26 protein-coding genes and 1 pseudogene are annotated in these 25,601 nt (G+C 63.9%); 16 read left to right on the top strand and 11 right to left on the bottom strand.

Annotated features, from left to right (window positions below; genetic code table 11):
* Nucleotide 1 precedes the first annotated feature (1 nt).
* The 5 genes from NKH54_RS10870 to NKH54_RS10850 are packed head-to-tail and all read left to right on the top strand — an operon-like array spanning nt 2 to nt 3,617.
* On the top strand, nt 2-490 hold the full coding sequence (locus tag NKH54_RS10870; RefSeq protein WP_023667857.1) for a DUF3830 family protein: 489 nt from the start codon (nt 2-4) through the stop codon (nt 488-490).
* Nucleotides 491-844, top strand: coding sequence for a TIGR04076 family protein (locus NKH54_RS10865; RefSeq protein ID WP_023682686.1), 354 nt, complete (start codon nt 491-493; stop codon nt 842-844). It abuts the gene before it with no gap.
* Nucleotides 841-1,896 carry an aldo/keto reductase gene (locus NKH54_RS10860; protein WP_353028195.1) on the top strand — a complete coding sequence of 352 codons (1,056 nt, stop codon included), beginning with the start codon at nt 841-843 and terminating at the stop codon, nt 1,894-1,896. The genes NKH54_RS10865 and NKH54_RS10860 overlap by 4 nt, the downstream gene beginning before the upstream one ends.
* Nucleotides 1,893-2,321, top strand: coding sequence for a hypothetical protein (locus tag NKH54_RS10855; protein ID WP_023667860.1), 429 nt, complete (start codon nt 1,893-1,895; stop codon nt 2,319-2,321). Before NKH54_RS10860 ends, NKH54_RS10855 begins: the two co-directional genes overlap by 4 nt.
* Nucleotides 2,322-2,357: 36 nt before the next feature.
* Complete coding sequence (locus NKH54_RS10850) at nt 2,358-3,617, top strand: ABC transporter substrate-binding protein (protein ID WP_023692246.1); 1,260 nt, start codon at nt 2,358-2,360, stop codon at nt 3,615-3,617.
* A gap of 81 nt (nt 3,618-3,698) precedes the next feature.
* Here NKH54_RS10850 and NKH54_RS10845 read toward each other — a convergent pair whose 3' ends face one another.
* The 6 genes and pseudogenes from NKH54_RS10845 to NKH54_RS10820 all read right to left on the bottom strand — a co-directional run bounded on the left by NKH54_RS10845 (nt 3,699) and on the right by NKH54_RS10820 (nt 8,524).
* Nucleotides 3,699-4,718 carry a LacI family DNA-binding transcriptional regulator gene (locus NKH54_RS10845; protein WP_353028248.1) on the bottom strand — a complete coding sequence of 340 codons (1,020 nt, stop codon included), beginning with the start codon at nt 4,716-4,718 and terminating at the stop codon, nt 3,699-3,701.
* Nucleotides 4,715-5,505 (bottom strand): annotated as a pseudogene (locus tag NKH54_RS10840) (transporter substrate-binding domain-containing protein). Before NKH54_RS10840 ends, NKH54_RS10845 begins: the two are co-directional and overlap by 4 nt.
* 17 nt (nt 5,506-5,522) lie before the next feature.
* Nucleotides 5,523-6,443: an isoaspartyl peptidase/L-asparaginase gene (locus NKH54_RS10835; RefSeq protein ID WP_353028192.1), complete on the bottom strand. Its 921-nt coding sequence runs from the start codon at nt 6,441-6,443 to the stop codon at nt 5,523-5,525.
* Nucleotides 6,444-6,445: 2 nt separating this feature from the next.
* A complete protein-coding gene (locus NKH54_RS10830; RefSeq protein ID WP_353028191.1) occupies nt 6,446-7,180 on the bottom strand; it encodes an amino acid ABC transporter ATP-binding protein in 735 nt (244 codons plus the stop codon).
* Between the two features lies 1 nt (nt 7,181).
* Nucleotides 7,182-7,853 carry an amino acid ABC transporter permease gene (locus NKH54_RS10825; RefSeq protein ID WP_023682681.1) on the bottom strand — a complete coding sequence of 224 codons (672 nt, stop codon included), beginning with the start codon at nt 7,851-7,853 and terminating at the stop codon, nt 7,182-7,184.
* The gene (locus NKH54_RS10820) at nt 7,853-8,524 is read right to left on the bottom strand and encodes an amino acid ABC transporter permease (protein WP_353028190.1); all 672 of its coding nucleotides are present in this window, start codon (nt 8,522-8,524) and stop codon (nt 7,853-7,855) included. Before NKH54_RS10820 ends, NKH54_RS10825 begins: the two co-directional genes overlap by 1 nt.
* 178 nt (nt 8,525-8,702) lie before the next feature.
* Between NKH54_RS10820 and NKH54_RS10815 the strand changes: the two genes are divergently transcribed.
* The gene (locus tag NKH54_RS10815) at nt 8,703-8,861 is read left to right on the top strand and encodes a hypothetical protein (RefSeq protein WP_196814892.1); all 159 of its coding nucleotides are present in this window, start codon (nt 8,703-8,705) and stop codon (nt 8,859-8,861) included.
* Nucleotides 8,862-8,871: 10 nt separating this feature from the next.
* Here the strand turns inward: NKH54_RS10815 and NKH54_RS10810 are convergent, their stop codons facing one another.
* The 4 genes from NKH54_RS10810 to NKH54_RS10795 all read right to left on the bottom strand — a co-directional run bounded on the left by NKH54_RS10810 (nt 8,872) and on the right by NKH54_RS10795 (nt 13,514).
* The gene (locus NKH54_RS10810) at nt 8,872-9,981 is read right to left on the bottom strand and encodes an alcohol dehydrogenase family protein (RefSeq protein ID WP_353028189.1); all 1,110 of its coding nucleotides are present in this window, start codon (nt 9,979-9,981) and stop codon (nt 8,872-8,874) included.
* A gap of 9 nt (nt 9,982-9,990) precedes the next feature.
* Nucleotides 9,991-11,370: an aspartate aminotransferase family protein gene (locus tag NKH54_RS10805; RefSeq protein ID WP_023682678.1), complete on the bottom strand. Its 1,380-nt coding sequence runs from the start codon at nt 11,368-11,370 to the stop codon at nt 9,991-9,993.
* Between the two features lie 32 nt (nt 11,371-11,402).
* Nucleotides 11,403-12,896, bottom strand: coding sequence for an NAD-dependent succinate-semialdehyde dehydrogenase (locus NKH54_RS10800; protein WP_023753983.1), 1,494 nt, complete (start codon nt 12,894-12,896; stop codon nt 11,403-11,405).
* Between the two features lie 129 nt (nt 12,897-13,025).
* Nucleotides 13,026-13,514: an Lrp/AsnC family transcriptional regulator gene (locus NKH54_RS10795; RefSeq protein ID WP_023686966.1), complete on the bottom strand. Its 489-nt coding sequence runs from the start codon at nt 13,512-13,514 to the stop codon at nt 13,026-13,028.
* A gap of 82 nt (nt 13,515-13,596) precedes the next feature.
* On the opposite strand from NKH54_RS10795, the gene ehuR reads away from it, so the two are divergent.
* The 10 genes from ehuR (at nt 13,597) to doeB (ending at nt 23,560) form a co-directional block, all read left to right on the top strand.
* Nucleotides 13,597-14,982: a MocR-like ectoine utilization transcription factor EhuR gene (ehuR, locus tag NKH54_RS10790; RefSeq protein ID WP_023753984.1), complete on the top strand. Its 1,386-nt coding sequence runs from the start codon at nt 13,597-13,599 to the stop codon at nt 14,980-14,982.
* Nucleotides 14,983-15,106: 124 nt separating this feature from the next.
* Complete coding sequence (gene ehuA, locus NKH54_RS10785; protein ID WP_023682675.1) at nt 15,107-15,892, top strand: ectoine/hydroxyectoine ABC transporter ATP-binding protein EhuA; 786 nt, start codon at nt 15,107-15,109, stop codon at nt 15,890-15,892.
* A 64-nt stretch (nt 15,893-15,956) separates the two neighbouring features.
* Nucleotides 15,957-16,808: an ectoine/hydroxyectoine ABC transporter substrate-binding protein EhuB gene (gene ehuB / locus NKH54_RS10780; RefSeq protein WP_023704762.1), complete on the top strand. Its 852-nt coding sequence runs from the start codon at nt 15,957-15,959 to the stop codon at nt 16,806-16,808.
* Between the two features lie 201 nt (nt 16,809-17,009).
* Nucleotides 17,010-17,669: an ectoine/hydroxyectoine ABC transporter permease subunit EhuC gene (gene ehuC / locus NKH54_RS10775; RefSeq protein WP_023667875.1), complete on the top strand. Its 660-nt coding sequence runs from the start codon at nt 17,010-17,012 to the stop codon at nt 17,667-17,669.
* Nucleotides 17,669-18,328, top strand: coding sequence for an ectoine/hydroxyectoine ABC transporter permease subunit EhuD (gene ehuD / locus NKH54_RS10770; protein WP_023709687.1), 660 nt, complete (start codon nt 17,669-17,671; stop codon nt 18,326-18,328). The genes ehuC and ehuD overlap by 1 nt, the downstream gene beginning before the upstream one ends.
* A gap of 8 nt (nt 18,329-18,336) precedes the next feature.
* Entirely contained in the window at nt 18,337-19,116 is a 780-nt protein-coding gene (gene eutA / locus NKH54_RS10765; protein WP_023682672.1) for an ectoine utilization protein EutA, read from the top strand.
* A gap of 5 nt (nt 19,117-19,121) precedes the next feature.
* Nucleotides 19,122-20,108 carry a hydroxyectoine utilization dehydratase EutB gene (gene eutB, locus NKH54_RS10760; protein WP_353028188.1) on the top strand — a complete coding sequence of 329 codons (987 nt, stop codon included), beginning with the start codon at nt 19,122-19,124 and terminating at the stop codon, nt 20,106-20,108.
* 232 nt (nt 20,109-20,340) lie between these two features.
* Entirely contained in the window at nt 20,341-21,333 is a 993-nt protein-coding gene (locus NKH54_RS10755) for a cyclodeaminase (RefSeq protein WP_023704765.1), read from the top strand.
* Nucleotides 21,334-21,371: 38 nt separating this feature from the next.
* Complete coding sequence (doeA, locus tag NKH54_RS10750; protein WP_023704766.1) at nt 21,372-22,550, top strand: ectoine hydrolase DoeA; 1,179 nt, start codon at nt 21,372-21,374, stop codon at nt 22,548-22,550.
* A 5-nt stretch (nt 22,551-22,555) separates the two neighbouring features.
* Complete coding sequence (gene doeB / locus NKH54_RS10745; RefSeq protein WP_353028187.1) at nt 22,556-23,560, top strand: N(2)-acetyl-L-2,4-diaminobutanoate deacetylase DoeB; 1,005 nt, start codon at nt 22,556-22,558, stop codon at nt 23,558-23,560.
* A 25-nt stretch (nt 23,561-23,585) separates the two neighbouring features.
* Here the strand turns inward: doeB and NKH54_RS10740 are convergent, their stop codons facing one another.
* Entirely contained in the window at nt 23,586-25,082 is a 1,497-nt protein-coding gene (locus tag NKH54_RS10740) for an aldehyde dehydrogenase family protein (RefSeq protein ID WP_353028186.1), read from the bottom strand.
* Between the last annotated feature and the right edge of the window lie 519 nt (nt 25,083-25,601).

Below are 25,601 nucleotides of genomic sequence, written 5' to 3'. Positions count from 1 at the left end.
CATGCCCAAGCCCGCCATCGGCATCACAGAACCACGCTCGAAGCTTTCCGTGACGGCGCTGCTATTGCCCGAAAAGGCGCCGGAGAATGCCGCCTTCCTGCTGGCGTATCTGGCGCAGCCACGCATCATCCCAGGCATCCATGCGATGTGGACAGGACCGGAAATCTCGTGCCCGGTTCCGTCAGCCGATCTCCACGGCCAGGCCTATGCCCAGTCTTTGCCACCGGAGAATGCAACGCTGACGCCGCAGCCCGGCGATATCGTGCTGTCCTATGTGCCGCCACGCGTGTGGGGCGGCAATCCCAATGCCATCTTCGATATCGGCCTGTACTACGGGCAGGGGGCGCGGCTGCTGTTCCCGATCGGCTGGCTGGCCGGCAGCGTGGTCGCGCAAGTACTTGCCGGAGAGCGCGATCAGTTTGCCGCCGCCTGCGGCGTCATCCGCCGCAACGGCGCCTGTGACATCACCTTCAGCCTGGTGGAGGCCTGAATGGCCGACGACAGTTTCGAACTCTTCGATCTGCGCGTCGAAGCGGTCATCCCCGAGGGCAAGCCGGTCTATTGCGGCGCCAGGGCCGGCGACTATTTCGAACTCAAGGGCGAAATGCTGTCGCTGCCGGCGGGGCAGGGTTTTTCGATTTACTCGATCTCCGCCGTGTTGCCGCTCCTGGCGGCAAAGCAGCGCCCGACGCATGCAAATGACTGGATGACCTCGGATGCCGAGATCGCCTGTCCCGATCCCAATTGCGCCAGCCGGCTGCGGATCGTCAGGCTGGCCAAGCGGCGGTTCAGCCATGCCCAAACCACGGCTGTGCCGCTGCCGAAGGAGACCGACAAAAGATGAGCGCCAGGACCGTCGAACTCAGCCCCGGCTATACGATCTCGCGCGTCATCCGCGGCGGCTGGCAGCTGGCCGGCGGCCATGGCGCTATCGACCGCAGGCAGGCCGTGACCGACCTCATCGCCACCTTCGATGCCGGCATCTGGACCTATGATTGCGCCGACATCTACACCGGCGTCGAGGAACTGATCGGCGCCGCGCGCCTGCGGCTGGCCGGCGAGCGCGGTCTCGATGTTGCGGCCAGGATGAAGGTGCACACCAAGCTGGTGCCGGACCTCGAACGACTGGCAAGCATCAGCCGCGACTACATCAGGGGCATCGTCGATCAGTCGCTTCGCAGGCTGAAGACGGAGCGGATCGATCTTGTGCAGTTTCACTGGTGGGATTATGACCAGCCTCGTTACGTCGAGGCGATGGGTTGGCTCGACGAGCTTCGGCTGGAAGGCAAGGTGCGCAATCTCGGCACCACCAATTTCGATACGCCGAGGCTAGCCGAAATCCTCTCCGCGGGCATCCCGCTGGTCAGCCAGCAACTGCAATATTCAGTGCTCGACCAGCGGCCGGCAAACAGCCTTGCGGGCCTTGCCGCTAAGAACGGTGTCCGCTTCCTCTGCTACGGCTCGGTGGCGGGGGGCTTCCTCAGCGACAAATGGCTTGGCGTGGCCGAGCCCTCCACGCCGCTCGAAAACCGCTCGCTGGTCAAATACAAGCTGATCATCGACGACTTCGGCGGCTGGGAGCTGTTCCAGTCCCTGCTCAAGGCGCTGAAAGCGGTCGGCGATCGCCACGGCGTCGACATCGCCACCATCGCCTCGGCATGGGTGCTCGAGCAGCCGCAGGTCGCGGCCGTCATTGTGGGTGCGCGCAACCAGGCACATGCGCTGGCCAATACGAAAATCATGGACGTCGCGCTCGACGCCGACGATCGCGCGCGGATTGCTGCCGCCATCGCACAAGGCACCGGCCTCGCGGGCGATGTCTACGCGCTGGAGCGCGACCGTCACGGCCGCCATGGCTCGATCATGCATTACAACCTCAATGCGGGGAAGAAATGAGCGGAGAGCCTTCCCTTTTTTCGCGTGCCAGCGCTGAAATCATCGACCTGCATCGCTTCTTCGTCGACTGGTTTGTCGCCGCGCGAGCCGACGCTGTGGAGTTCGGCCGCTTCGAGGCTGTCATGGGCGAAGGCCTCACCATGGTGGCGCCGAATGGCCAGATCCTCGATCGCGACGCGGTCGTAGATCATGTCCGGACAAGCCGCGCCACTTGCGACGACGGTTTTGCCATATCGATCGAGGACATCAGGCCGGGTTGGCAGGACGCGGACACGATCGTCATCTTCTACATCGAGGCGCAACTGCGCGCCGGCAAACACAGTCGCCGGCAGTCCAGTGCGGTCTTCACCACCAGTTCATCGGCACCAAACGGCGTCGAATGGCGGCATCTGCATGAGACCTGGCTGCAGGCGCCGGAAGGCTGAACAGGCAAAAGTTCAAACAAGAAAAGGGGAACGGCAATGAAGAAGACGATACTTCAAATCACCACAGCACTGGCTCTCGTGACGATGGCCGGCGCCGCACACGCAGCGGACTGCAAGATCACCGTCGGCCTGGTCATGGAGCTCACCGGTCCGGCCGGCGAATACGGCCAGGCCGGCGCGAAGTCCGTCGAAATGGCCTTCCGCGACATCAATGAAGCCGGTGGCGTACGCGGCTGTGATCTCGCAACCGACACGCGCGACAGCCAGAGCCAGGGCAATATCGCGGTCGATGCCGCGACCCAGCTGGTACAGGTCAAGAAGGTGCCGGTGATCATCGGCGGCATCATCTCCTCCGTGTCGATCCCGATTTTGACCTCGGTCACCGGGCCGGCCAAGATCGTGCAGGTGTCGCCGGCTTCATCCTCGCCGACGCTGACCGCCCTTGGCCGCGATGGCAAGACCAACGGCATCTTCTTCCGCACCATCACGTCGGATGCGCTGCAAGGCGTGGCCGCCGCCAAATACGCCATCGACAAGGGTTTTAAGAAACTGTCGATCATCCACGTCAACAACGACTTCGGCGTCAACATGGTGGCGGAATTCTCGCGCGCCTACAAAGCGCTCGGCGGCACCATCGTCTCCGACACGCCCTATAATGAAAAGCAGTCGAGCTATGCTTCGGAAGTGACGGCGGCGATGGGAGGCGAGCCGGACGGACTCTACCTCGTCAGCACGCCGGTCGACGGCGCAACGGTCGCCCGCACCTGGATATCGCAGGGCGGCGTGCAGAAATTCCTGCTCAATGACGGCATGAACAGCCCGGACTTCATCGAATCCGTCGGCGCCGATTATCTGAAGGATGCCTATGGTACCTCTTCCGGCACCAGCCCGACGGCATCCACCGACTATTTCCTGAAAAACTACAAGGAGTTTTCGGGCATCGAACCGTCGAACCCGGCAGCCGACCGTTCCTATGATGCCGGCGCCATTGTCGGTCTCGCCATTGCCATTGCCGGCTCCGAGGATCCAGCCAAGATCAAGGATGCCATGTACAAGGCGGTCGATCCTGCCGGCACACCGATCTATGCCGGCAAGGACGAGTTCGCCAAGGCGCTCGGCCTGATCAAGGACGGCAAGCCGATCCGCTATGAAGGCGTCATCGGTCCGGTCAGCTTCGACAAATATGGCGACATCACCGGTCCGTTCCGGCTGTGGAAGATCGTCGACGGCAAGGTGACGACCGACGGTGAAATGACAACCGACGACGTCAACGCGCTGCAGGCGAAATTGCAGTAGGCGCCGGTACATTGTCCGGCGCGATCTCCGTTCGATCTCTGGGAGATCGACGCCGGACAAGCAGTCCAACATCGGCGCTAGTTACGCGGTCAAGCGCGAAATCAGCCGGGTCAATATAACGACAGGCGGCTGGCCGGGCATGAAGACCTGCGGATTGGAGAGGGCGCCGACGATATGACCCACATAGTCTGATTTGTCGTAGCCGATTGACGATATCGGGTAGGCGTCGAAATTGGTCAGGGACACATTGTCGAAGCCATAGAGGCGGAAGCGGCTGGGCCGGTTGTCGGGGAAATCCGCCCGGCAGACATCCAGAACACCCATGGCCATCGCGTCGGACGTACAAAAGACCGCATCGGGACAGCCGCGTCCCGTCAGGCCGGCGGCTGCCGCATAGCCCGACTCGTAGGAATAGTCTCCCTGGACCGTCTGCAGCAGTTCAATTCCATGATGCCGGAACGCTTCGAGGTAGTGGCCGATGCGCAGCTGTTCGACCCGCGAGGACGAACGGCCGGTCAGCAGGCTGGCCGTGCGCGCGCGCTTGGCCGCCGCATCCGCCACGGCCTCGGCGATGCCGACGCCTTCATCGGGAATGACGGTGGGTGACAGATCGTCATGCAGTCCGTTCAGCATGATGACCAGGTCCGAGCGAAACATGCGCCGCACCGTCGCTGCATCGGCAAAGTCGGAGAACACCACGGCGGCATCGACATGATAGGCAACGCCGTTGCGCAGAAAATCCTCGACCCCTTCCGCCGAGCCGATGCGGATGAGGGTGACCTGCTTGCCGATCGACTGGATTGCGTCGAGCAGCCGGTCGAACAGGTCGAGATCTGAAAGGTCGTGAATGTGGTTGACCACGACGGCAACCAGATTGACGGTCTTGGTGGTCAGGCTTTGCGCCAGGAGATTGGGTTTGTAGCCGAGCTGCGCGGCGGCCTGCACGACACGTTCGCGTTTGTCCGCCGAGACCGGTCGCGGTCCGCTCGACAGCGCACGGCTGGCCGCGGCACGCGACACGCCTGCCAGCCGCGCGACATCGGCGATCGTTGCGACGGCGCCTCGAGTGTGCGCCGATCGGTTAACGGTAGTGGGTGTCACCACAGCGGGTTGAGCGCCGGCGGGTTGGAGTCCGGGCCCCACCACTTCTTGTAGGTCGTCTCATAGGTGCCCGACTGGATGAAGTCGGACACGAACATGTCGAGCCAGCGGACGAATTCGGGATCGCCCTTGGCGACCGCGATGCCGATCGGATCGTTGGAATAGAGGCCAGGCAGCGTCACCAGGCTCGGTGTCTTGGTTGCGAGGTAATCGAGCAGCGAGGAATCCTCGATCGCCGCATCGACGCGCTTCTGTTGCAGCTGCAGAACCCCGTCGGGCGCGAACTGGTCGACATAAACGAGCTCTGCGTCCGGCACGGCTGCCTTGAGGAAGGTTTCGCCCGTGGTGCCGCGGCCGACGACAACCTTCTTGCCCGCGAGCCCCTTGAGGTCGGTTATCCCGGCATCCTTCTGGACGATGACGCGCAGCCCGGCCCGGTTGTAGGGGATGGTGAAGTTGACGGTCTTGGCCCGCTCGAGCGTTGCCGAGGTGTTTGCGACCGCGACATCGATCTGTCCCGACACCAGCATGGAAATACGCGCATCGCCCGAGACGTCGACGAACTCGACCGGCACGCCGAGCTTTTGCGCCAGCAGCGTCGCGACATCGACATCGTAGCCGACAGGGTTGTTTTGTGCATCGCGAAAGCCGATCGGCTCGCCGCCGAGCGATACGCCGATGCGAATGGTGCCGCGTGAGCGGATGTCGTCAATCATGCCGGCAAGGCTGGAAATGCCGAACCGGCCACGATGGCCAGCGCGGCGAAGGCACGCAGTACGGTCTTCATGGTTCCTCTCCTTATTTTCAAGTGACGCGTCTTGCTGCCCGCAATTCGGGTGCGGACATGGAATCCTTCCAGAGCCAGTAGCGGACCTCGCCCTCGCATCTGAAATTCACCACCTCGTGGTTCTGCTCGGCGTCGACGGCGTGGATGACCACTCCGGCCAGGAAGCCGGTGTCGAGTTCAGCCAGTTCCTCGACCGCCAGCGCGACCGCATCCGACAAGGATCGGCCAAGCTTCATGGCCAGCACGACGGTCCGTGCGGTGGCGCAGCGCATCGTCATCTCGCCGGTATGGGTGCACGCCGCCGCGCCATAGCGGCTGTCGGCGTAAAAGCCTGCGCCGGGAATGGGAGAATCGCCGAGCCGGCCCGGATATTTCCACGCCCAGCCCGAGGTCGAACTCGCGGCATGGACGCCGCGCCGCGCATCCGCCGACAGGAAGACGGTGGTGTCGCGGACCCGCTCGGGATCGGTGATAGTACGGCTGAGCGGCGCCAGATCGATATCGGGGAATTTCGCCAGCTGTTGCGGTGTGAGTTCCTGTTGCAGCCGCTCCCACCAGACGCGCTTGCTGTCCTCGAACAAGACTTCGTCTTCGGCAAAACCGATTTCGCTGGCAAAGCGCCGCGCCCCTTCGCCGGTCAGCATCACATGCGGCAGGCGCTTCATTACCTGCTGCGCCAGGGCAGCGACCGCCAAGGTCCTTGGCACGGCGCCGACTGAACCGACCTCTCTTGTATTGCCGTCCATGACGCCGGCGTCGAACTCCATCTCGCCCAGTATGTTCGGCCAGCCGCCATAACCGACGCTGCGAACCTTGACCTCTTTCTCCACCATGCCGATGCCGGCAACCATCGCGTCCAGGCTGACGGCGCCATCGCGCAGCATTTGCACCGAGGTTTCGAATCCCGGCCATGCTTCGTTGTTGGCTAACAGCAGCATTCCTAGTCCTTGCGCATCCTGGAGAGAAACTGCGCAACCCGCGGCTGCGCCCGGCCGCCGTCCGCGGCGAAGAAACGATCCGTTGGCAGATCGACCACCAGCCTGCCCTTGTCGAGGAAGACGATGCGGTTGGAAATCTCGCGCGCGAATTCGATCTCGTGGGTGACGAACAGCATCGTCGTGCCTTGCGCGGCGAGCTTTGCCAGGATGGCCAGCACCTCGGCCGTCATTTCCGGGTCGAGCGCACTGGTCACTTCATCGAGCAGCAGATAGCGCGGCTGCATGGCGAGCGCCCGGCAGATGCCGACACGCTGGCGCTGCCCGCCCGACAACTGCGCCGGGTAGGCGTTGGCCCGATCGGCAAGGCCGACGGACTCGAGCAGCTTGCGCGCCAGCGCCTCGGCCTCAGGGCGCGGCATCTTCAGCACCTCGATCGGGGCGAGCGTAATGTTCTGAAGCGCGCTCATATGCGGATAGAGGTTGAACAGCTGGAAAACGGTGCCTGAGCGCTTGCGCGCCTCGGCCAGCTCCTTCGGCTTGCTGACATCGAAATCGTCGACCGTGATGCGGCCCGACTTCAGCTTTTCGAGGCCGTTGATGCAACGGATCAATGTCGACTTGCCGGACCCTGACGACCCGAGGATCGAGACCACTTCGCCGGGCGCGATCGTCAGGTCGACGCCGTCCAGCACAGTGACCTCGCCGAACGCTTTGTGCACGTTTTCGATCTTGAGCATGTTAAAGCCCCCGCCAGGCGCTGTGCGCCCGCAGGCGGTTTTCAAGACGCTCGCCAAGCAGGGCGACCAGCTTTGCCGCGCCATAGTAGAGCAGTCCGACGACGGTCCAGACCACGAACGGCTTCAAGGTCCGCATGTTGAGGATGTGGCCGATCTTGGTCAGGTCGACGACGCCGATGACAGAAATCAGCGACGTCACCTGAAGCTGGTTGACCAGCAGCGCGACGAGCGGGCCGACCGCGAAGGCGGCAGCCTGGGGCGAAACGATATGGCGCAGGACCTGCCACCGGGTCAGGCCGAAGACACGCGCGGCCTCGACCTGCTCGCGTTCGATCGACTCGACCGCCGAGACCGCGATGACATAGACGAATGCCGCGGTGTTCGCCGACAGAGTGATGGTCGCTGCGGTGACCGGCGTCACCCTTATATGCAGCAGCGCCGGCAGGCCGAAGAACACCAGGAACAGCTGCACCAGCACCGGCGAGTTCTTCAACAGCTCCGACAGGAAGGTGACGATCTGGGCCAGAACCGGCACACGGTAGAACCGCACCAGCGCCCAGCTCAGGCCAATCAGCAGTCCGATCAGCGACGTGATGAGAAACAGCGCGACGTTGGTGCCGAGACCTTGCGCCAGCAGGATCAGGTCGTAGGAGGTGAAGTCGCTGAACCGCATCAGTCGACCGCCTCCATCATGTCCCGATTGAGATGGCGGTGGAGCAGGGTGACGCCCAGCGAGACCAGATAGGTCAGGGCCGCATAGGCACAGAGCAGCACCATATAGACCTCGAAGGGCCGATAGGTCTGCGAGACCACGATCTGGGCTGAGCCGGTGAGCTCGTTGAGCGTGATGGTCGAGAGGATCGAGGACGTAAGGATCATGTTGATGAGCACGGATCCGAGCGGTCGCACGGAGGTGCGCAGCGCAATCGGCAGCACGATGCGGGTGAAGATCTTGCGCCTGGACAGGCCGCTCACTTCAGCGGCGTCGATGATGCCCTGGTCGATGGCGAGGATGCCGGCGCGAATGATGTCGGAGGCATAGGCGCCGCCGGCAATCGAAAGCGCCACGACGCCGGTGGTGAAGGCATCGATGTAAATGCCGAGCTCGGGCAGGCCGTAATAGAAGAAGAACAGCTGGACGATGAACGGCACATTGCGGAAGAGATCGACATAGACGAAGGCGATCCGTCGAAGCATTGCCGAGGCGGAGGTGCGTGCGATCGCCACCAACGCGCCCATGAAGACGCTTCCTACCAGCGACAGCGCGCAAGCCGCGGCCGTGAGTTCGGCGCCGCGCGCCAGAAAACCCAGATGCGGGAGCAGAGTGGACAGATCGAAATGCACCGGCGGTCCCCAGTGAAACCGGTTTCACTCTTTTGGCTTTCGCCTCGTCTGTCAAGATGCAGGGTCTGGTTGCCGGCCTGTGGATTGCATTCGTTGCGATGATTCCGGTTCGCCTCATGCGCGCTATGTCTCAAGCGCCGACAATTCGCCGCCGGCTTTCAACTCGACGACGCCGCCTATGCCAGCCGCGCGTCGCTGCGATGGCGGCTGGGGCGGCGCCCTCGGTTTTGCCGATCCCGGCGCCGGTGTCGGATTCGGCTACGTCACCAACCGCATGCTGGGTTTCGACGACTCCACGCCGCAAGGTGTTGATGATGCCGTTTACGACGAGCTCTGACGTAGGGGCGTTATGTGCGGATATTCGGGTTCCACATGGCGTCCGGCACGATCACCAGCTTGCCGACGAAGTCCTTGGCAATAAAGTCTGCCTGCGCCTTGTGAAAATCGGAGAGCCTGTAGACGCCGCCGACCAGCGGCCGGATTTTCTTCGCTTCGATGTATCCAATGATGCGGCGGAAGTCGGCGCGCGTGCCCTGGCTCGATCCGTGCAGTTGCAGCTGCTTGAGATACATGGTCCTGAGATCGAGCTGCACGACCGGGCCGGCGATGGCGCCGGCGGTGGTGTACCGGCCTTCAGGTCGCAGGATGCGCAGCAGGTCGTTGAAGATCGCGCCGCCGACGAGATCGGCGACCACATCGATCGGCTGGTCGCCAGTGGCTTCATTCACGGCGGCGGGAAGATCGGCAACCCCACGGGTAATGACCGCTTCGGCGCCGATGTCGCGCACCGCCTGCTCCTTGCCCTTGCCGACGACCGCATAGGGAATGGCGCCGCGCGCCCGCGCCAGCTGCACGATGCCGGAACCGACGCCGCCCGAGGCGCCGGTGACCAGCACGCGTTCGCCGGCTTTCAGCCCGGCGCGCTCCAGCATCTGTTCGCCGGTGAGGTAGGCGCAGCAGAAGGTGGCGAGTTCGACGTCGCTCATGTCAGTATCGACGAAATGCGCATTCTCGCCCGGCACCGTCTGGTACTCGGCGTACCCGCCGTCGCGACCGTGGCCCATATAGTCAATGTCGGCGAGGGAATCGTCGTCGCGGTTGTAGATCGAAAAATCGACCATTACCCGTTCGCCGATACGGCCCGGGGAAACGCCTTCGCCGACGGCAGCGATGGTGCCGACCGTGTCGGTGCCCTGGATGCGCGGGAAGGTAAGCGTGTTGCCTTGCCGCCGCCACGTCGACACGGCGGCAGCGTCCTCCTCCGTGCCATAGGCGCCCGGGCGTACCCAGACATCGGTGTTGTTCATACCGCAAGCGCTGACCTTAACCAGCACCTCGCCGGCGGCAGGCACAGGCACTTTCACATCGCTGCGATAGACGAGCTTTTCCGGTCCGCCATGCCCGGTGAGCAGCACGGCGGCCATGGTGGCGGGGAGGGTCTTGGTCATGGCATTCATGGGTCGATCTCAGAGATTGGAAAACACGCTGTTGACGGCATCGGCGGTTTTCGAAACGACGATGTCGGCTTCCTCACGCGTCAGGCAGAGCGGCGGCGCGAAGCCTAGTATGTCGCCCTGCGGCATGGCGCGGCCGATGACGCCGCTGGCGGCAAGTGCTGTCGCCACTTGCGGCCCGATCTTGAGCGAGGCGTCGAAGAACACCCGGTCGTCCTTGTCGGCGACAAATTCGACCGCCGCCAGCATGCCATCGCCGCGCACGTCGCCGACGTGTCTGTGCCCGCCGACAGCCTTGGTCAGTTCGGCGCGGAAATAAGCGCCGGTCTCACCGGCGTTCGTCACCAGGTCCAGTTCGTCGATCAGTTCGAGATTGGCGACACCTGCGGCGACGCAGATCGGATGCGCGGCATAGGTCCAGCCATGGCCGAGCGAACCGAGCTTGTCGGAGCCCTGCACCAGCACCTGCCACATCTTGTCGGCAACGATGACGCCCGACAGCGGCGCGTAGGCCGAGGTCAGCCCCTTGGCGATGGTGATGAGGTCTGGCTTGATGCCGTAATGGTCGGAGCCGAACATGGTGCCCAGACGGCCGAAGCCCGTCACCACCTCGTCGGCGACCAGCAGCACGTCATACTTCTTCAGCACCGCCTGGATCTTCTCCCAGTAGCCGGCCGGCGGCGGCACGATGCCGCCAGTACCGAGGATCGGCTCGCCGATGAAGGCGGCGACGGTTTCGGGACCTTCGGCCAGGATCATCTCTTCCAGTCTGTCGGCGCAATGCTGCGAGAACTGCTCCTCGCTCATCGAGCGGTCGGCGCGGCGGAAATAGTAGGGCGCTTCGGTGTGCAGGACCGGCGCGCGCGGCAGGTCGAAGGCGTTATGGAACAGGTCGAGCCCGGTCAGTGATCCCGTCATCACGCCCGAACCGTGATAGCCGCGCCAGCGCGAGATGATCTTCTTCTTCTCCGGCCGCCCAAGCACGTTGTTGTAGTACCAGATCAGCTTGATGTTGGTCTCGTTGGCATCCGAACCCGAGAGGCCGAAATAGACCCTCGACATGCCCTTCGGCGCGCGGTCGATGATCATCTTGGCCAGCGTGATCGAGGCCTCGGTCCCGTGGCCGACATAGGCGTGGTAGTAGGCGAGGTTCTTCGCCTGGGTGGCGATCGCGTCGGCGATCTTCTGGCGGCCATAGCCGACATTGACGCAATAGAGACCGGCAAAGGCATCGATGCTCTTCCTGCCATTGTTGTCCCAGACGGTGACGCCTTCGCCGCCGGCCATGATGCGGGTCGGCGATTCACCCCGCGCATGCGTGCCCATATGGGTCGAAGGATGGAAGAAGTGGTCGCGATCCCAGGCATTGAGTTCGTTGGATTGGTCGAGCATTTTTTGACTCCTTGAGAGATGGCCGGACGGACTTATGCGACGTCCAGGCAGAGGTACTTCAGATCGGCGAAAGCTTCGAGCCCATGGCGCGAGCCTTCGCGGCCGATGCCGGATTGCTTGACGCCGCCGAATGGGATCGGCGCGCCGGTGATCTTGACGCGGTTGATAGCGACCATGCCGTAGTCGAGCGCGCGGCCCAGGCGCTGCTGGCGGGCGCCGTTCTCGGTAACGACATAGGCAACCAGGCCATATTCTGTGGCGTTGGCACGGGCGATCACTTCGTCCTCACTGTCGAACGGCGTGACGGCGGCGACCGGCCCAAAGGTCTCCTCGCGCATGATCAGCGCTTCGTCGCTGACATCGGCCAGCAGCGTCGGCTGGTAGAACAGCGGCCCGGCCTGATGCCGCTTGCCGCCGGTGAGACAGCGCGCGCCACGAGCGATGGCATGGGCGACCTGCTCTTCGACCCTTGCGACGGCACGCTCATGCATCAGCGGCCCGATGTCGATCTTGTCGGTAAGGCCGTTGCCGGTGCGCAGCGCCTCGATACGCCTGGCAAAAGCGGCGCAGAAGCGATCGTAGATCGGGCGCTGGACATAGATGCGGTTGGCGGCGAGGCAGTCCTGGCCGGAGGTGGCGAATTTGGCATCGATGGCGATGCTCACCGCCTTGTCCAGATCGGTATCGGCAAAGACGATCAGCGGCGCGTGGCCCCCAAGCTCCATCACCAGCCGCTTCATCGTCGGCGCGCTTTGCGCCGCGATCAGCCGGCCGATCTCGGTCGAGCCGGTGAAGCTTATGGCGCGAACGCGCGGGTCTTCGCACATGCGGCCGACGATGGTTGCAGCCTTTCCGGTGATGACGTTGAAGACACCGGCGGGGATGCCGGCGCGCTCGCCAAGTTCCGCCAGCGCCAGCGCCGACAGCGGCGTCTCGGATGAAGGATGCGCGACGATGGTGCAGCCGGCGGCAAGGGCGGCCGCCGCCTTGCGGGTCAGCATCGCCGCCGGAAAATTCCAGGGCGTGACGACGCCGACAACGCCGAGCGGCTCTCGTCGCACCATCATTTCCGCTTTGGGCAGATGGCTGGTGACGCTCTCGGCGTTGAGGCGCTTTGCCTCTTCGGCATACCACTCGACGAAGGAGGCGGCGTAGTCGATTTCGCCAAACGATTCCTGCAGCGGCTTGCCCTGTTCCAGTGTCATCAGCAGGGCCAGATCATCCTTGGCTGCAACGATCAGCTCGAACCATTTTCGCAGAATTCTGGACCGCTCCTGCGGCAGCAGTGACCGCCAAGCCGGGAAGGCACGCGCGGCGGCACCGATTGCCCTTGTCGTTTGCTGCGCATCGAGCGCGGCGACAAACGCGACCGTCGCGCCTGTGGCCGGATCGGTGACTTCAAAGCTTTCGGCCGCTTCGCTCGCGGTCCAATGCCCATCGACATAGGCAAGCTCGCGCAGCAGCCGGCGGTCGGAGAGGCGGTCGAGCGCCTCATGGCGATGCGAGCGGGCAAAATGCGCGGACATGGTCGAGGCCTCCCGGTTCGGACGATGCGGGAAGACTATCCGTCACATGCAGACAGAGAGACTGTTTCGACGCCCTGAAGGAGAGAGACTCTCTCTATTGTGCCGTCCCGACAGACATTCTCTCCGGGCTTATGCCGACGCCGGCAGCAGATCGGCTATCGGCAGCACGATTTCGTCCTTCACCGTCTTGGTGACGATGTAGGTGAAGTAGCGGTCGATGCCGATCTCGCGCTCCAGCAGGTCGTCGACCAGCCGCTGATAGGCGTCGATGTCGCGCGTCATCACCTTGACCACATAGTCGACGCCGCCGCCCACCGACCAGCAGGCGACGATTTCGGGGATGTCGCGGATGACGCGTTCGAAGCGGTCGAAATCGGCCTGGCGATGGCTGGCCAGCGTCACCTCCATCAACACGGTGGCGACCGGCGCCACCACGCGCATGGCGATCCTGGCGTGGTAGCCCGAGACGATGCCTGCCTTCTCCAGCTTGCGCAGCCGCATCCAGCACGGCGTCGGCGACAGCCCGACCTGTTCGGCCAGCGCCAGCTTGGTGATGCGCCCGTCGCGCTGGATGGCGTCGAGTATCCTGAGGTCGACCGCGTCGAGTTTCGATGTCATCGGCGTCCGCTTTTTGTCGGCATCACCATGACGGCGCATTATTTCGATTGTCAATTGCACTGATTTCGATCTCTATTAAGTCATGACATTATGGCAACCCGACCCTGCGCTCATCCGCCGGCCAGCCTATCAAACGCTGGCCGACCAGTTCGCCCGCGCCATTCATGACGGGCGGCTGGCCAACGGCGCGCGGCTTCCAACGCATCGAAGGCTGGCAGACGATTTAAAACTGTCGGTGCAGACGGTCAGCCGCGCCTACGAAGAACTGATCCGGCGCGGCCTGATTTCGGGCGAGATCGGCCGTGGCAGCTTTGTCCAGACGCAGCGCCGCGACCCGGAGCCGCCCTATCTGCCGGAGCGCCTCGGCGAGGTCATCGATCTGTCAATCCTGAAGCCGGTCTGCGAGCCGATGCATTTGGAGCGGCTGAAGCAGGCGCTGGGCTGGCTGGCCGAAAACCTGCCATCCAGTTCGGCGTTGTCGTTCCGGCCCAACATGGTGTTCCCGCGTCACCGCGCGGTGGCTGTCGAATGGCTGAAACTGTGTGGGCTCGACACCTCCGCACAGAATATCAGCCTGACCAATGGCGCGACCGCCGGGATGACCGTGGCGCTGATGAGCGTTGCGCCGCCGGGATCGACTGTCGCCACCGAGGCTATCGGCCACCACACGCTGGTGCCGCTGGCGCGCTATCTCGGCTTCAACCTGGAAGGCCTGCCGATCGACGGCAATGGCCTGATCCCGGAGGCGTTGAACGAGGTCTGCCGGCTCACCGACATTCGCGCGGTATTCGTGCAACCGTCGGTGATCAACCCGACGGCGACGCTGATGGACGCTCGGCGGCGCGAAGAGATCGCCGCGGTCGCGCGCAAGCACGACATCGCCATCATCGAGAACGATGTGCTGGGTCCGCTGGTCGAGGACCGGCCGCCGCCGGTCGCCGCCTTTGCGCCGGAGCGCACGCTCTACGTCACTTCCTTCACCAAGATCACCGTACCTGGCCTGCGCATCGGCTATCTCGCGGCGCCCGACCGCTATGTCGCCGCCGTTGCCAACCGGCATCTGGTGTCGAACTGGATGGCGACGCCGCTGGTGGCCGAGATCGCCACCAAATGGGTGACCGACGGCACGGCGATGGAACTCGTTCGCTGGCAGCGCGCGGCATTGCGCCGCCGCCAGGACATCGCAGCCGAGGTGCTGGGCGGGGTTGGTTATCGCGCCAGGCGCGACGGGCTGCATGTCTGGTTGCAACTGCCCGCGGACCGTGCCGAGGAAAGCTTCGTCGCCCAGGCCCGCCTGCAAGGCGTGGCGATCGCGCCCGGCACCTCCTTCCGCATCTCGGATGCGCCCTGGCATCCGGCGGTGCGCATCTCGCTCGGCTCGACCACCGAGGGGGAACTGCGCGCCGGCCTCGGCGTTGTCACCAAGTTGCTGCTTGGCGATCCGGAGCATCTGCTGCTCGCAATCTAAGCGGGAATTGCTCTGGAATCATGCAGTGCCGGAAATATTGTCATGATTTTATTTTCCCAATTGACATGATTTGGCGCGTTCCGCATCGTTAAGGGCACAGGCTTCTCCAGCAGGGGAAATTCATTTGTCCTCACCCATCATCAAGGTCGACGCCATTTCGAAGAGCTTCGGCTCGTTCAAGGTACTGGACGGCCTGTCGATGCAGGTCATGCCCGGCGAGAAGCTGGCGCTGATCGGCCCGTCCGGCTCGGGCAAGACGACGATCCTGCGCATCCTGATGACGCTGGAGAAGATCGACGGCGGCCATATCCAGATCGATGGCGAGCAGCTCTACCACATGGAGCGCAATGGCCAGCTGCTGCCCGCCGACGAGCGGCACCTGACCAAGATGCGGCAGAAGATCGGCATGGTCTTCCAGCTGTTCAATCTGTTTCCGCACAAATGCGTCATGGATAACGTCACGCTGGCGCCGATGCTGACCAAGGGCACGCCTCGCGCCGCCGCTGAAAAGCGGGCCATGGAACTGCTCGACATGGTCGGCATGGCTGACAAGGCGAAGTCGATGCCGGCGCAGCTGTCCGGCGGCCAGAAGCAGCGCGTGGCGATTGCCCGTGCGCTGGCATTGTCGCCGAAGATCATGCTGTTCGACGAGGTGACGTCGGCCCTCGATCCGGAGCTGGTCGAGGAGGTGATGAATGTCATGCGCAAGCTCGCCGCAGAGACCGACATGACCATGCTGCTGGTCACCCACGAGATGGGCTTTGCCCACGACTTCGCCGACCGCGTGCTGTTCTTCGACCGCGGCAAGATCGTCGAAGAGGGCAAACCAGACGAGATTTTCCGCCATCCAAAGCAGGAGCGCACGCAAGGCTTCCTGAAGAAGATCATCGCGGCCGGACATCGTGTCTGACCGCTTTGCGGGGCGGAAGACCGCCCCAGACAAAACCAAGAAGACAACAAAGGAGTTGGGAACAATGAAGAAACTTGGCATTCTGGCCGGCGTCGCCGGTCTCGCACTGACGGCGGTGCTCGCCGCGTCGAGCACCGGTTCGGCCGATGACAGCAAGCTCGAGCAATTGAAGGCGCAGGGCTTTGCCCGCGTCGCGATCGCCAACGAGCCGCCCTATACGGCGGTCGCCGCCGACGGCAAAGTTTCGGGTGCGGCGCCCGACGTGGCGCGCGAGGTCTTCAAGCGTCTCGGTGTTGCCGACATCGTCGCTTCGATCTCCGAATATGGCGCGATGATCCCCGGCCTGCAGGCCGGCCGCTTCGACGTCGTCACCGCCGGCCTGTTCATGAAGCCGGAGCGTTGCGCGGCGGTCGTCTATTCCGAGCCGGTGCTGTGCGACGCCGAGGCGATGCTGGTGAAGAAGGGCAATCCGAAGGGCTTCAAGAGCTACGAGGACGTCGCCAAGGACACGTCAGCCACCATTGGCGCGCCCGGTGGCGGCACGGAGGAGAAGCTGGCGCTCAACGCCGGCGTGCCGCGCGAGCGCGTCATCGTCGTGCCGGACGGCCAGAGCGGCCTGAAGATGCTGCAGGACGGTCGCATCGATGCCTATTCGCTTCCCGTCCTGTCGATCAACGACCTCGTCAAGAAAGCCAACGATCCGAACCTCGAAGTCATCGCCCCGGTGGTCGGCGCGCCGGTCTATTGCGACGGCGCCGCCTTCAAGAAAGGCGATGAGGCCCTGCGCGACGCCTTCGATGTCGAGCTCGCCAAGCTGAAGAAATCCGGCGAGTTCGCCAAGATCGTCGAGCCCTACGGCTTCTCGGCCGCAGCCGCGATGTCGACCACGCGGGACAAGCTCTGCGCGGCGAAGTGATTTTTCCTTCTCCCCGTTCAACGGGGAGAAGGTGGCCCGAAGGGCCGGATGAGGGGCGGCGCCAAGTTCTGTTATGCTAGCGCTGCCCCTCATCTGCCTGCCCGTCCTCCGCAGCAGCTGCGCTGCAGCTTCGGAGGGTGGACTGGCATCTTCTCTCCGTGAACGGGGAGAAGGAAGCTAACCGCCAACGTTGGAACCCGAATGACCCAGTGGTCCGGCTACCTCGGCCTGATATTGCAGGGAGCGCTTGTCACCATCGAGCTGACGCTGATGGGGTCGGTGCTCGCCCTGATCATGGCCTTCCTCGCCGGCATGGGCCGCGTGTCGCGCTTCTTTGCGCTGCGCTGGCTGGCCACCGCCTATATAGAATTCTTCCGCGGCACCTCGATCTTCGTGCAGCTGTTCTTTGCCTATTTCGTGTTGCCGTTGATCGGCCTCGAACTGACCCCCCTGCAGGCGGGTGTGCTGGCGCTGGGCCTCAATGTCGGCGCCTATGCGGCCGAGGTGGTACGCGGCGCCATCCAGTCGGTCGGCCGCGAACAATATGAGGCCTGCATCGCGCTCAACCTCGGCCGCTGGCAAGGCATGCGCCATGTCATCCTGCCGCAGGCGCTGCTGGTCATGCTGCCGACCTTCGGCAACAATGCCATCGAACTGCTCAAGGCGACCTCCGTGGTGTCGCTGATCTCGCTCGCCGATCTCACCTTTCAGGCGCAGGTCGTGCGCTCGCAGACCGGTAACACGCTGGCGCCGTTCACCACCATCCTGATCATCTATTTCGCCCTGGCGCTGATCATCTCCTGGGGCGTGCGTTCATTGGAACGCCGCATGGCGCGCGGCCTCGACGGGGTGCGCGTCTGATGGATTGGGACTGGAACTTCGTCTGGGAGATCCTGCCGACGCTGATCCAGGGCGTGAAGATCACCATCCTGGCAACGCTGCTCGGCTCCGTGCTGGCCGCTGTCGTGGGTCTGGGCATCGCGCTAGCACGACGCTCGCCCAACAAGGCGCTGTCGCGCACCGTTGGTTGGGCGGCCGAATTCATCCGCGGCACGCCGCTTCTGGTGCAGCTCTATTTCATCTTCTACGTGCTGCCGGATTTCGGCATCCTGTTGCCGCCGCTGGTCGCCGGCGTCATCGGGCTCGGCCTGCACTACGGCACCTACACGGCGGAAGTCTATCGCGCCGGCATCGACAACGTGCCGCGCGGCCAGTGGGAGGCGGCCAAGGCCTGCAATCTGAGCGCCACGCAGACCTGGACCAACATCATCATTCCGCAAGCGATCCCACCGATGATCCCGGCGCTGGCCAATTATTTCATCGCGATGTTCAAGGAGACACCGCTGCTATCGGCAATCACCGTGCTGGAGCTGATGAACCAGGCAAAGAGCGTCGCCAACACCTACTATCGCTACATTGAGCCGATCACGCTGGTCGGCGCTTTCTTCCTCGTCATCAGCCTCTTCTCGGTCGTGCTGCTGCGCTGGCTGGAACATCGCTACGGCAAGATCGAAAGGTAATTCTCAAGATGAAACCGCTGCCCGAAATCAGGCTGATGCCGACAAGGCCGGCGCTCGATGCGCGCCCGCTGGAAAAGCGCGTCGGCCTGATCATCCTTGCCACCGACCACACCAGCGAACCGGATTTCCGCCGCATGGTGGCGAGCGAGCGCATCGGCGTCTATGTCGCGCGCATTCCCTACAAGAATCCGACGACGCCGGAAAACCTTCGCAAGATGCAGCCGGAGCTGGCGGCGGGCGCCGCGCTGATCCTGCCAGACGAGCCGCTCGACGCGATCTGCTACTCCTGCACCTCGGCCTCGGTGGTGATTGGCGACGCCGAGATCGAGGCGGCGATCCAGTCTGCCAAGCCGGGTGTTCCTGTGGTCACGCCGCCCATGGCAGGCGTGCGCGGGCTGAAGGCGCTGGGTGCCAAGAAGATCAGCATCCTCACCCCTTACACCGTAGAAACCTCCAGACCGATGGCGACGTATTTCGCCGAGCGCGGCTTTGAGATCGTCAGCTTCACCTGCCTCGGCTTCGAGGACGATCGCGAGATGGCGCGCATTGCGCCGGCAGCGATCGCCGACCTGGCTCGTGAGGCGACGAATGCGCAGGCCGATGCACTGTTCGTGTCCTGCACCGCATTGCGCGGAGCGCTCGCGGTTCCCGGGATGGAACAGGCGATCGACCGCCCGGTCGTCACCAGCAATCAGGCCAGCGCCTGGAATTGTTTGCGGTTGTGTGGCGACGGGACGTCGCATCCCGAATTTGGCCGTCTGATGACGCTGCCTTTGCCGCGCGATTGACGATCATGACGACAGTCACCCTTAACGATATTCGTGCCGCCCGGGAGCGAATTGCCGGCAAAATCGAACGCACGCCGACAGGGTTATCTCACAGCCTTTCCGAACGACTGGGCATCCCCGTCCACCTCAAGCTTGAACACCGCCAGACCACCGGCAGCTTCAAGCTGCGCGGCGCCTCGAATGCCATTGCTTCGCTGAGCGCCGAGGAGAAGGCGCGCGGCGTGGTCGCGGCGTCGACCGGCAATCATGGCCGTGCGCTGGCCCATGCCGCGAAGCTCGAAGGCATGCGTGCGGTGATCTGCATGTCGCGACTGGTGCCGGGCAACAAGCTCGACGAAATCCGTCGGCTTGGCGCGGATGTCCGCATCATCGGCAACAGTCAGGACGAGGCGCAGCAGGAGGTCGAACGGCTGGTGGCGCAGGAGGGACTGGTGATGCTGCCGCCCTTCGACCACCCGGCCATCATCGCAGGGCAAGGCACGCTCGGACTGGAGATGATCGAGCAGGTCCCGGATGCCGCTCTCGTCCTGGTGCAACTCTCCGGTGGTGGACTCGCCTCGGGCATCGCCGCCGCCGTCAAGGGCGTCAGCCCCGGGACAAAAATCATCGGCGTTTCGATGGCGCGTGGTGCTGCGATGAAGGCGAGCCTGGATGCCGGTCGCCCGGTCGAGGTGGAAGAACTGCCGACGCTGGCGGATTCGCTCGGCGGCGGCATCGGTCTCGGCAACCGGCTGACCTTCGCCATGTGCCGCGATCTGCTCGACGACGTCATCCTGCTCAGCGAGGACGAGATCGCCGCCGGCATCCGCCATGCCTATGAACAGGAGCGCGAGATCGTCGAAGGCGCCGGCGCGGTCGGCATCGCCGCGCTGCTTGCCGGGAAGGTCAAGGCGACCGGGCCGGTGGTCGTTCTTCTCTCGGGCCGCAATATCGACATGAACAAGCATCGCAAGATCGTCTGGGGTGACGCAATCGCGGAGCGCGCGGCATGAAAACTCTCCCACGCCGAATTCCCGCCCACCCCCCTCTGTCCTGCCGGACATCTCCCCCGCAAGGGGGGAGATCGGCAGCTTCGATGCGGTCGCTGTTCTTGCTGCGCTGGAGATTGGCGAAGGCAGGAGTGCAGTCCAATCTCCCCCCTTGCGGGGGAGATGGCCGGCAGGCCAGAGGGGGGGGTGACGGAACACTATCCTTCGCAGTGCGCGCCTTCGCGGAGCGCGTCGCATGAGCCGGATGACGATCCTCACCGAGAAGGAACTGCGCACAATCGTGACGCTCGATCTCGACGCGGTCGCCTGCGTCGAAAACGCTTTCCGCGCGCTCGCCACATTGCCGGTGGCGATGCCGCCGATTCTGCGGTTGGACATTCACGAGCAGCGCGGCGAGGTGGATGTGAAGTCCGCCTATGTGCCTGGAATAGACGGTTTCGCCGTCAAGATAAGCTCCGGCTTCTTCGATAATCCGAAGCTCGGTCTGCCCAGCGGGGGCGGCATGATGGTGTTGCTCTCGGCAAGAACCGGTGTGGTCGAGGCGCTGCTGCTGGACAATGGCTATCTCACAGATGTCCGCACCGCTGCTGCCGGCGCCGTCGCGGCGAAGCATCTGTCGCGGCCGGATTCGTCCGTCGCCGCAATCTTCGGCGCCGGCGTGCAAGCCGGGCTGCAACTCGAAGCACTCATGTTGGTGCGGCCGATCGCCGAGGCACGTATCTGGGCGCGCGATGCGGTCAAGGCGCAGACGGCCGCAGGCGCGCTGCGCGAAAAGCTCGGCATTCTCGTGCGCGCCGAGCCGGATGCAGCCAAAGCAACCATCGGCGCCGACATCATCGTCACCACCACGCCGTCGACCGAGCCGCTGATCAAGGCCGGCTTTGTCGTTGCCGGGCAGCACATCACCGCCATGGGCTCGGATGCCGAACACAAGAACGAGATCGCGCCGGCGATCCTGCGCATGGCCGATCTCTATGTCGCCGACAGCGCCAAGCAGACACGGCGTCTGGGAGAACTGCATCACGCCATCGCATCGGGCGTGATGGGAGCCGATGCCGCGGTCACCGAACTCGGCCAGATCATCGCCGGCGAACGGCACGGAAGGCGCTCACCCAGCGATATCACCATTGCCGACCTCACCGGCACCGGCGTGCAGGATACGGCGATCGCCACGCTCGCTCGCGACCGGGCGCGGGCGGCCAATGCCGGAACCATTTTTGAAAGCTGATGCTGGCCGCAAGGCCCAACAAACGAGGACCAAGAACAATGCAACCGAACCTGAAATTCTCGCGCGCCGAATTTGCGGATCGCCTCGCCAAGACGCGGAAAGCCATGGAGGTGAAGGGCGTCGATCTCCTGGTTGTCAGCGACCCCTCCAACATGGCCTGGCTGACCGGCTACGATGGCTGGTCGTTCTATGTGCACCAAGCAGTGATTGTGCCCCCATCGGGCGAGCCGGTCTGGTACGGCCGCGGCCAGGATGCCAATGGCGCCAAGCGCACCGCCTATCTCGCGCATGACAACATCGTCGGCTATGCCGACCACTACGTGCAGTCGACCGAGCGCCACCCGATGGATTTTTTGGCCAGCGTGCTTAGTGATCGCGGCTGGGGCAAGCTGACCATCGGCGTCGAGATGGACAATTACTGGTTCTCGGCTGCCGCCTTCGCCGCGTTGCAGAAGCACCTGCCCAACGCCCGCTTCGTCGACGCGACAGCGCTGGTCAACTGGCAGCGCGCGGTGAAGAGCCCGACTGAAATCGACTATATGCGCAAGGCGGCCCGCATCGTCGAAGCCATGCACCAGCGCATCGTCGACAAGATCCAGGTCGGCATGCGCAAATGCGATCTGGTCGCCGAGATCTACGATGCCGGCACGCGCGGCGTCGACGGCATCGGCGGCGACTATCCGGCGATCGTGCCGCTGCTGCCGTCGGGCGCCGACGCCTCGGCGCCGCATCTCACCTGGGACGACCAGCCGATGAAGTCGGGCGAGGGCACCTTCTTCGAGATCGCCGGCTGCTACAGCCGCTACCATTGCCCGCTGTCGCGCACCGTCTTTCTCGGCAAGCCGACGCAGGAATTCCTAGATGCCGAGAAGGCGACGCTGGAAGGCATGGAGGCGGGGCTTGCGGCGGCAAAGCCCGGCAATGCCTGTGAGGACATCGCCAACGCCTTTTTCGCCGTGTTGAAGAAATACGGCATCGTCAAGGACAACCGCACAGGCTACTCGATCGGCCTGTCCTATCCGCCGGATTGGGGCGAGCGCACCATGAGCCTGCGCCCCGGCGACCGCACCGAACTCAAGCCCGGCATGACCTTCCATTTCATGACCGGCCTGTGGCTGGAGACGATGGGACTGGAAATCACCGAATCCATCCTGATCACCGAAACCGGTGTAGAGTGCCTCGCCAATGTACCGCGCAAACTGGTGGTGAAGAATTGAGCCCGATGCCTAGCCTCCGCCCATCTCCGATCGCGCCGACCGTCGATTTCGACAAGGACGGCGTGCAACATGGTTTCCTGCGCCTGCCCTACAGCCGCGACGACTCGGCCTGGGGTTCGGTGATGATCCCGATCTGCGTCATCCGCAACGGCAAGGGACAGGCCGCGCTGCTCACCGGCGGCAATCATGGCGACGAGTATGAGGGGCCGCTGGCGCTCTACGATCTCGCCCGCACGCTCGATCCCAAACAGGTCAGCGGCACGGTGATCATCGTGCCGGCGATGAACTATCCGGCCTTCCGCGCCGGCACGCGGACGTCGCCGATCGACAAGGGCAATATGAACCGCAGCTTTCCCGGCCGTCCCGACGGCACGGTGACCGAGAAGATCGCCGACTACTTTCAACGCGAACTGCTGCCGCGCGCCGACCTCGTCTTCGATTTCCACTCCGGCGGCAGGACGCTGGATTTCGTGCCCTTCTGTGCCGCCCACACGGTGCCCGACAAGGCGCTGGAGCAGAAAGCCTTCGACGCGGTCGCCGCGTTCTCGGCCCCGTTCTCGATGCGCATGATCGAGATTGACTCCGTCGGCATGTATGACACGGCGGCCGAGGAAATGGGCAAGGTCTTCGTCAGCACCGAGCTTGGCGGCGGCGGCACCTCGCGTGCCCAGACCGTGCGGATCGCGCGGCGCGGCATCAGCAATGTGCTGCGCCATGCCGGTATCCTTGATGGTGCGGTCGAGAAGGGCAGAACTCAGTGGCTCGACATGCCGTCAGGCGATTGTTTCTCCTTCGCCGAGGACGACGGCATGATCGAGACCATGGTCGATCTCGGCGAGCCTGTGAAAGAAGGCGCGGTGCTGGCGCGCATCCATTCCACCGGCCGCACTGGCATCGCCCCGCAGGAGATCAAGGCAAAAATGTCCGGCATGCTGGCTGCGCGGCATTTCCCCGGCCTGGTCAAAGCCGGTGACTGCGCGGCCGTCCTGGCCGTTTTGGTTTCATCGTGATTTCGCATAGAACGCCGCGCGAATATCAGTCGGTCTGGATCCAGACCGACTTGGTCTCCAGATACTCGTGCAGATGCTCGATGCCGCCCTCGCGGCCATAACCCGACATCTTCATGCCGCCGAACGGCACCGCCGGGTCGATGGCATGGTACATGTTGACCCAGACCGAGCCGGCCTTGACCCGGCGCGCAAGCTTGTGCGCGGTGCCCAGATGCGTGGTGAAGATGCCGGCGGCCAGGCCATAGGGCGTCGCATTGGCACGCGCCACCGCTTCGTCGAGCGTGTCGAAGGGCATCGCCGAAATGACCGGGCCGAAAATCTCCTCGCGCGCGATGGTCATCTGGTCCGACACGGCGCCGAAGACCGTCGGCGCAATGAAGTTGCCGCCATCGTAGAGCTCGCCGGTCAGCCGCGAGCCACCGGCGACCAGTTCGGCGCCTTCGTCGCTGCCGGCCCTGATATAGCCCTCCACCTTGCCTGCCTGCTTGGCATTGATGAGCGGTCCGATTTCCGTCTCTGCCTCGATGCCATGGCCGATCCGCAGTCTGCCGGCGAAATCGGCGAGCCGGCGGACGAACTCGTCATGGATTTCGCGCGCCACGAACAGCCGCGAGCCGGCAATGCAGATCTGGCCCGAATGCACGAACACCGCCATCGCCGCGATCGGAACAGCCTTGTCGATGTCGGCGTCGCGGCAGACGATGATCGGCGACTTGCCGCCGAGCTCCAGTGAAACGCGTTTGAGGTTGGCCACGGCTGCCCGCGCGATGGCCTGGCCGGTCAGCGTCGATCCGGTGAAAACGATCTTGTTGACGTCTGGATGTTCGGCGAGCCGCGCACCGGCTTCGGCCCCGGTGCCGGTGACGACGTTGACGACGCCGTCGGGCACGCCGGCTTCCTGCATCAGTTGCGCGATCAGCAGCGGCGTCAGCGACGCATCCTCGGACGGTTTCAGCACGATGGTGCAGCCTGTCGCCAGCGCCGGCGCGATCTTCCAGATCGAGGCGGCGGTCGGCGCGTTCCAGGGAATGATCGCACCAACGACGCCCACCGGCTCGCGCCGGGTGAAGGTGACGATCTCGCCGGGAATCGAATTGTCGATCGCCTCGCCATGCAGCGCCGTCGCCATGCCGGCATAGAAGCGCAGCATGCCGATGACGCGGCGCCGGTTGGAGAGCGTGCGCGTGATCGGCAGTCCCATATCGAGCGTGTCGGAAACGCTGAGCTCTTCCCAATGCGTCTCGAACAGATCGGCGATCCTGAGCAGCACGCACTGCCGCTCGTAGGGCGAGAATTTGGACCATGGGCCTTCGAAGGCCGCGCGCGCGGCGGCCACCGCCGAGTCGATATCGGCAGCCCCGCCGCGCGGCACTGTCGCCAGCACCTCGCCTGTTGCCGGATTGAGTGCCTGCATGCCCTGGCCGGACTGCGCGGCGACCCACTTGCCGCCAATGAACATCGGTCGGAATTCGCCATGGTACAACGCCGTGGCCTTCGCCTTCGGGTCGAAGTTCAGCGTCATCTCTTCCTCCTCGCAATTCCTTGGCGACTATTACTCCCGCCGCCGACCTCAAACAAGGAAAGCTAAAGGGCGCTCAGATAACCAGGTTGTGCGGGTGACTTCCGATCGCGCCAGCAACAAGAAACAGACAGCCGCTAGAGCATGGTCCCGAAAAGTGGAAACCGGCTTTCGGAAAAGATTGTGCTTCGACAAATGGCATCTAGAAAAATCATCGCGAGTTGTCGGAGCGCGTCGCTAAAAGCTCAATGAGGCAAGCCGATCATTGCCCACGGCGACCGTGATGCCGGCATTGCAGACGAGAGCGCAACAGGCAGTCGCCAGCCGCCACCCAGCGCTCACCCGTGGCCGGATCGATCGTGGCCGTTCCAGCCGGCTTCACCGTGACAGAGGTTTCGCGCGCCGCTTCGCTGCAATCGCTGTTGGATGACTGCTCGCGGAAGCAAGATCGGTCGAGCGGCCTCGCGACGTGCAAACATTGGCAGGATTGATCCGCAACCGACGGTGCCTGGCATCGATCGA

Source organism: Mesorhizobium sp. M1004 (assembly GCF_040318795.1).
Classification (GTDB): Bacteria; Pseudomonadota; Alphaproteobacteria; order Rhizobiales; family Rhizobiaceae; genus Mesorhizobium.
The sequence above is the reverse complement of the archived record's forward strand: the minus strand, read 5'-3'. Positions and strand labels throughout refer to the sequence as shown.

What these genes read in the sequence shown, in the direction of transcription:
- NKH54_RS10870 (WP_023667857.1), top strand. Translation starts at nt 2, where the DNA reads ATGCCCAAGCCCGCCATCGGCATCACAGAACCACGCTCGAAGCTTTCC.
- NKH54_RS10865 (WP_023682686.1), top strand. Translation starts at nt 491, where the DNA reads ATGGCCGACGACAGTTTCGAACTCTTCGATCTGCGCGTCGAAGCGGTC.
- NKH54_RS10860 (WP_353028195.1), top strand. Translation starts at nt 841, where the DNA reads ATGAGCGCCAGGACCGTCGAACTCAGCCCCGGCTATACGATCTCGCGC.
- NKH54_RS10855 (WP_023667860.1), top strand. Translation starts at nt 1,893, where the DNA reads ATGAGCGGAGAGCCTTCCCTTTTTTCGCGTGCCAGCGCTGAAATCATC.
- NKH54_RS10850 (WP_023692246.1), top strand. Translation starts at nt 2,358, where the DNA reads ATGAAGAAGACGATACTTCAAATCACCACAGCACTGGCTCTCGTGACG.
- NKH54_RS10835 (WP_353028192.1), bottom strand. Translation starts at nt 6,443, where the DNA reads ATGCTGCTGTTAGCCAACAACGAAGCATGGCCGGGATTCGAAACCTCG.
- NKH54_RS10830 (WP_353028191.1), bottom strand. Translation starts at nt 7,180, where the DNA reads ATGCTCAAGATCGAAAACGTGCACAAAGCGTTCGGCGAGGTCACTGTG.
- NKH54_RS10825 (WP_023682681.1), bottom strand. Translation starts at nt 7,853, where the DNA reads ATGCGGTTCAGCGACTTCACCTCCTACGACCTGATCCTGCTGGCGCAA.
- NKH54_RS10815 (WP_196814892.1), top strand. Translation starts at nt 8,703, where the DNA reads ATGCCAGCCGCGCGTCGCTGCGATGGCGGCTGGGGCGGCGCCCTCGGT.
- NKH54_RS10810 (WP_353028189.1), bottom strand. Translation starts at nt 9,981, where the DNA reads ATGAATGCCATGACCAAGACCCTCCCCGCCACCATGGCCGCCGTGCTG.
- NKH54_RS10805 (WP_023682678.1), bottom strand. Translation starts at nt 11,370, where the DNA reads ATGCTCGACCAATCCAACGAACTCAATGCCTGGGATCGCGACCACTTC.
- NKH54_RS10800 (WP_023753983.1), bottom strand. Translation starts at nt 12,896, where the DNA reads ATGTCCGCGCATTTTGCCCGCTCGCATCGCCATGAGGCGCTCGACCGC.
- NKH54_RS10795 (WP_023686966.1), bottom strand. Translation starts at nt 13,514, where the DNA reads ATGACATCGAAACTCGACGCGGTCGACCTCAGGATACTCGACGCCATC.
- ehuR (WP_023753984.1), top strand. Translation starts at nt 13,597, where the DNA reads ATGACATTATGGCAACCCGACCCTGCGCTCATCCGCCGGCCAGCCTAT.
- ehuB (WP_023704762.1), top strand. Translation starts at nt 15,957, where the DNA reads ATGAAGAAACTTGGCATTCTGGCCGGCGTCGCCGGTCTCGCACTGACG.
- ehuC (WP_023667875.1), top strand. Translation starts at nt 17,010, where the DNA reads ATGACCCAGTGGTCCGGCTACCTCGGCCTGATATTGCAGGGAGCGCTT.
- ehuD (WP_023709687.1), top strand. Translation starts at nt 17,669, where the DNA reads ATGGATTGGGACTGGAACTTCGTCTGGGAGATCCTGCCGACGCTGATC.
- eutA (WP_023682672.1), top strand. Translation starts at nt 18,337, where the DNA reads ATGAAACCGCTGCCCGAAATCAGGCTGATGCCGACAAGGCCGGCGCTC.
- eutB (WP_353028188.1), top strand. Translation starts at nt 19,122, where the DNA reads ATGACGACAGTCACCCTTAACGATATTCGTGCCGCCCGGGAGCGAATT.
- NKH54_RS10755 (WP_023704765.1), top strand. Translation starts at nt 20,341, where the DNA reads ATGAGCCGGATGACGATCCTCACCGAGAAGGAACTGCGCACAATCGTG.
- doeA (WP_023704766.1), top strand. Translation starts at nt 21,372, where the DNA reads ATGCAACCGAACCTGAAATTCTCGCGCGCCGAATTTGCGGATCGCCTC.
- doeB (WP_353028187.1), top strand. Translation starts at nt 22,556, where the DNA reads ATGCCTAGCCTCCGCCCATCTCCGATCGCGCCGACCGTCGATTTCGAC.
- NKH54_RS10740 (WP_353028186.1), bottom strand. Translation starts at nt 25,082, where the DNA reads ATGACGCTGAACTTCGACCCGAAGGCGAAGGCCACGGCGTTGTACCAT.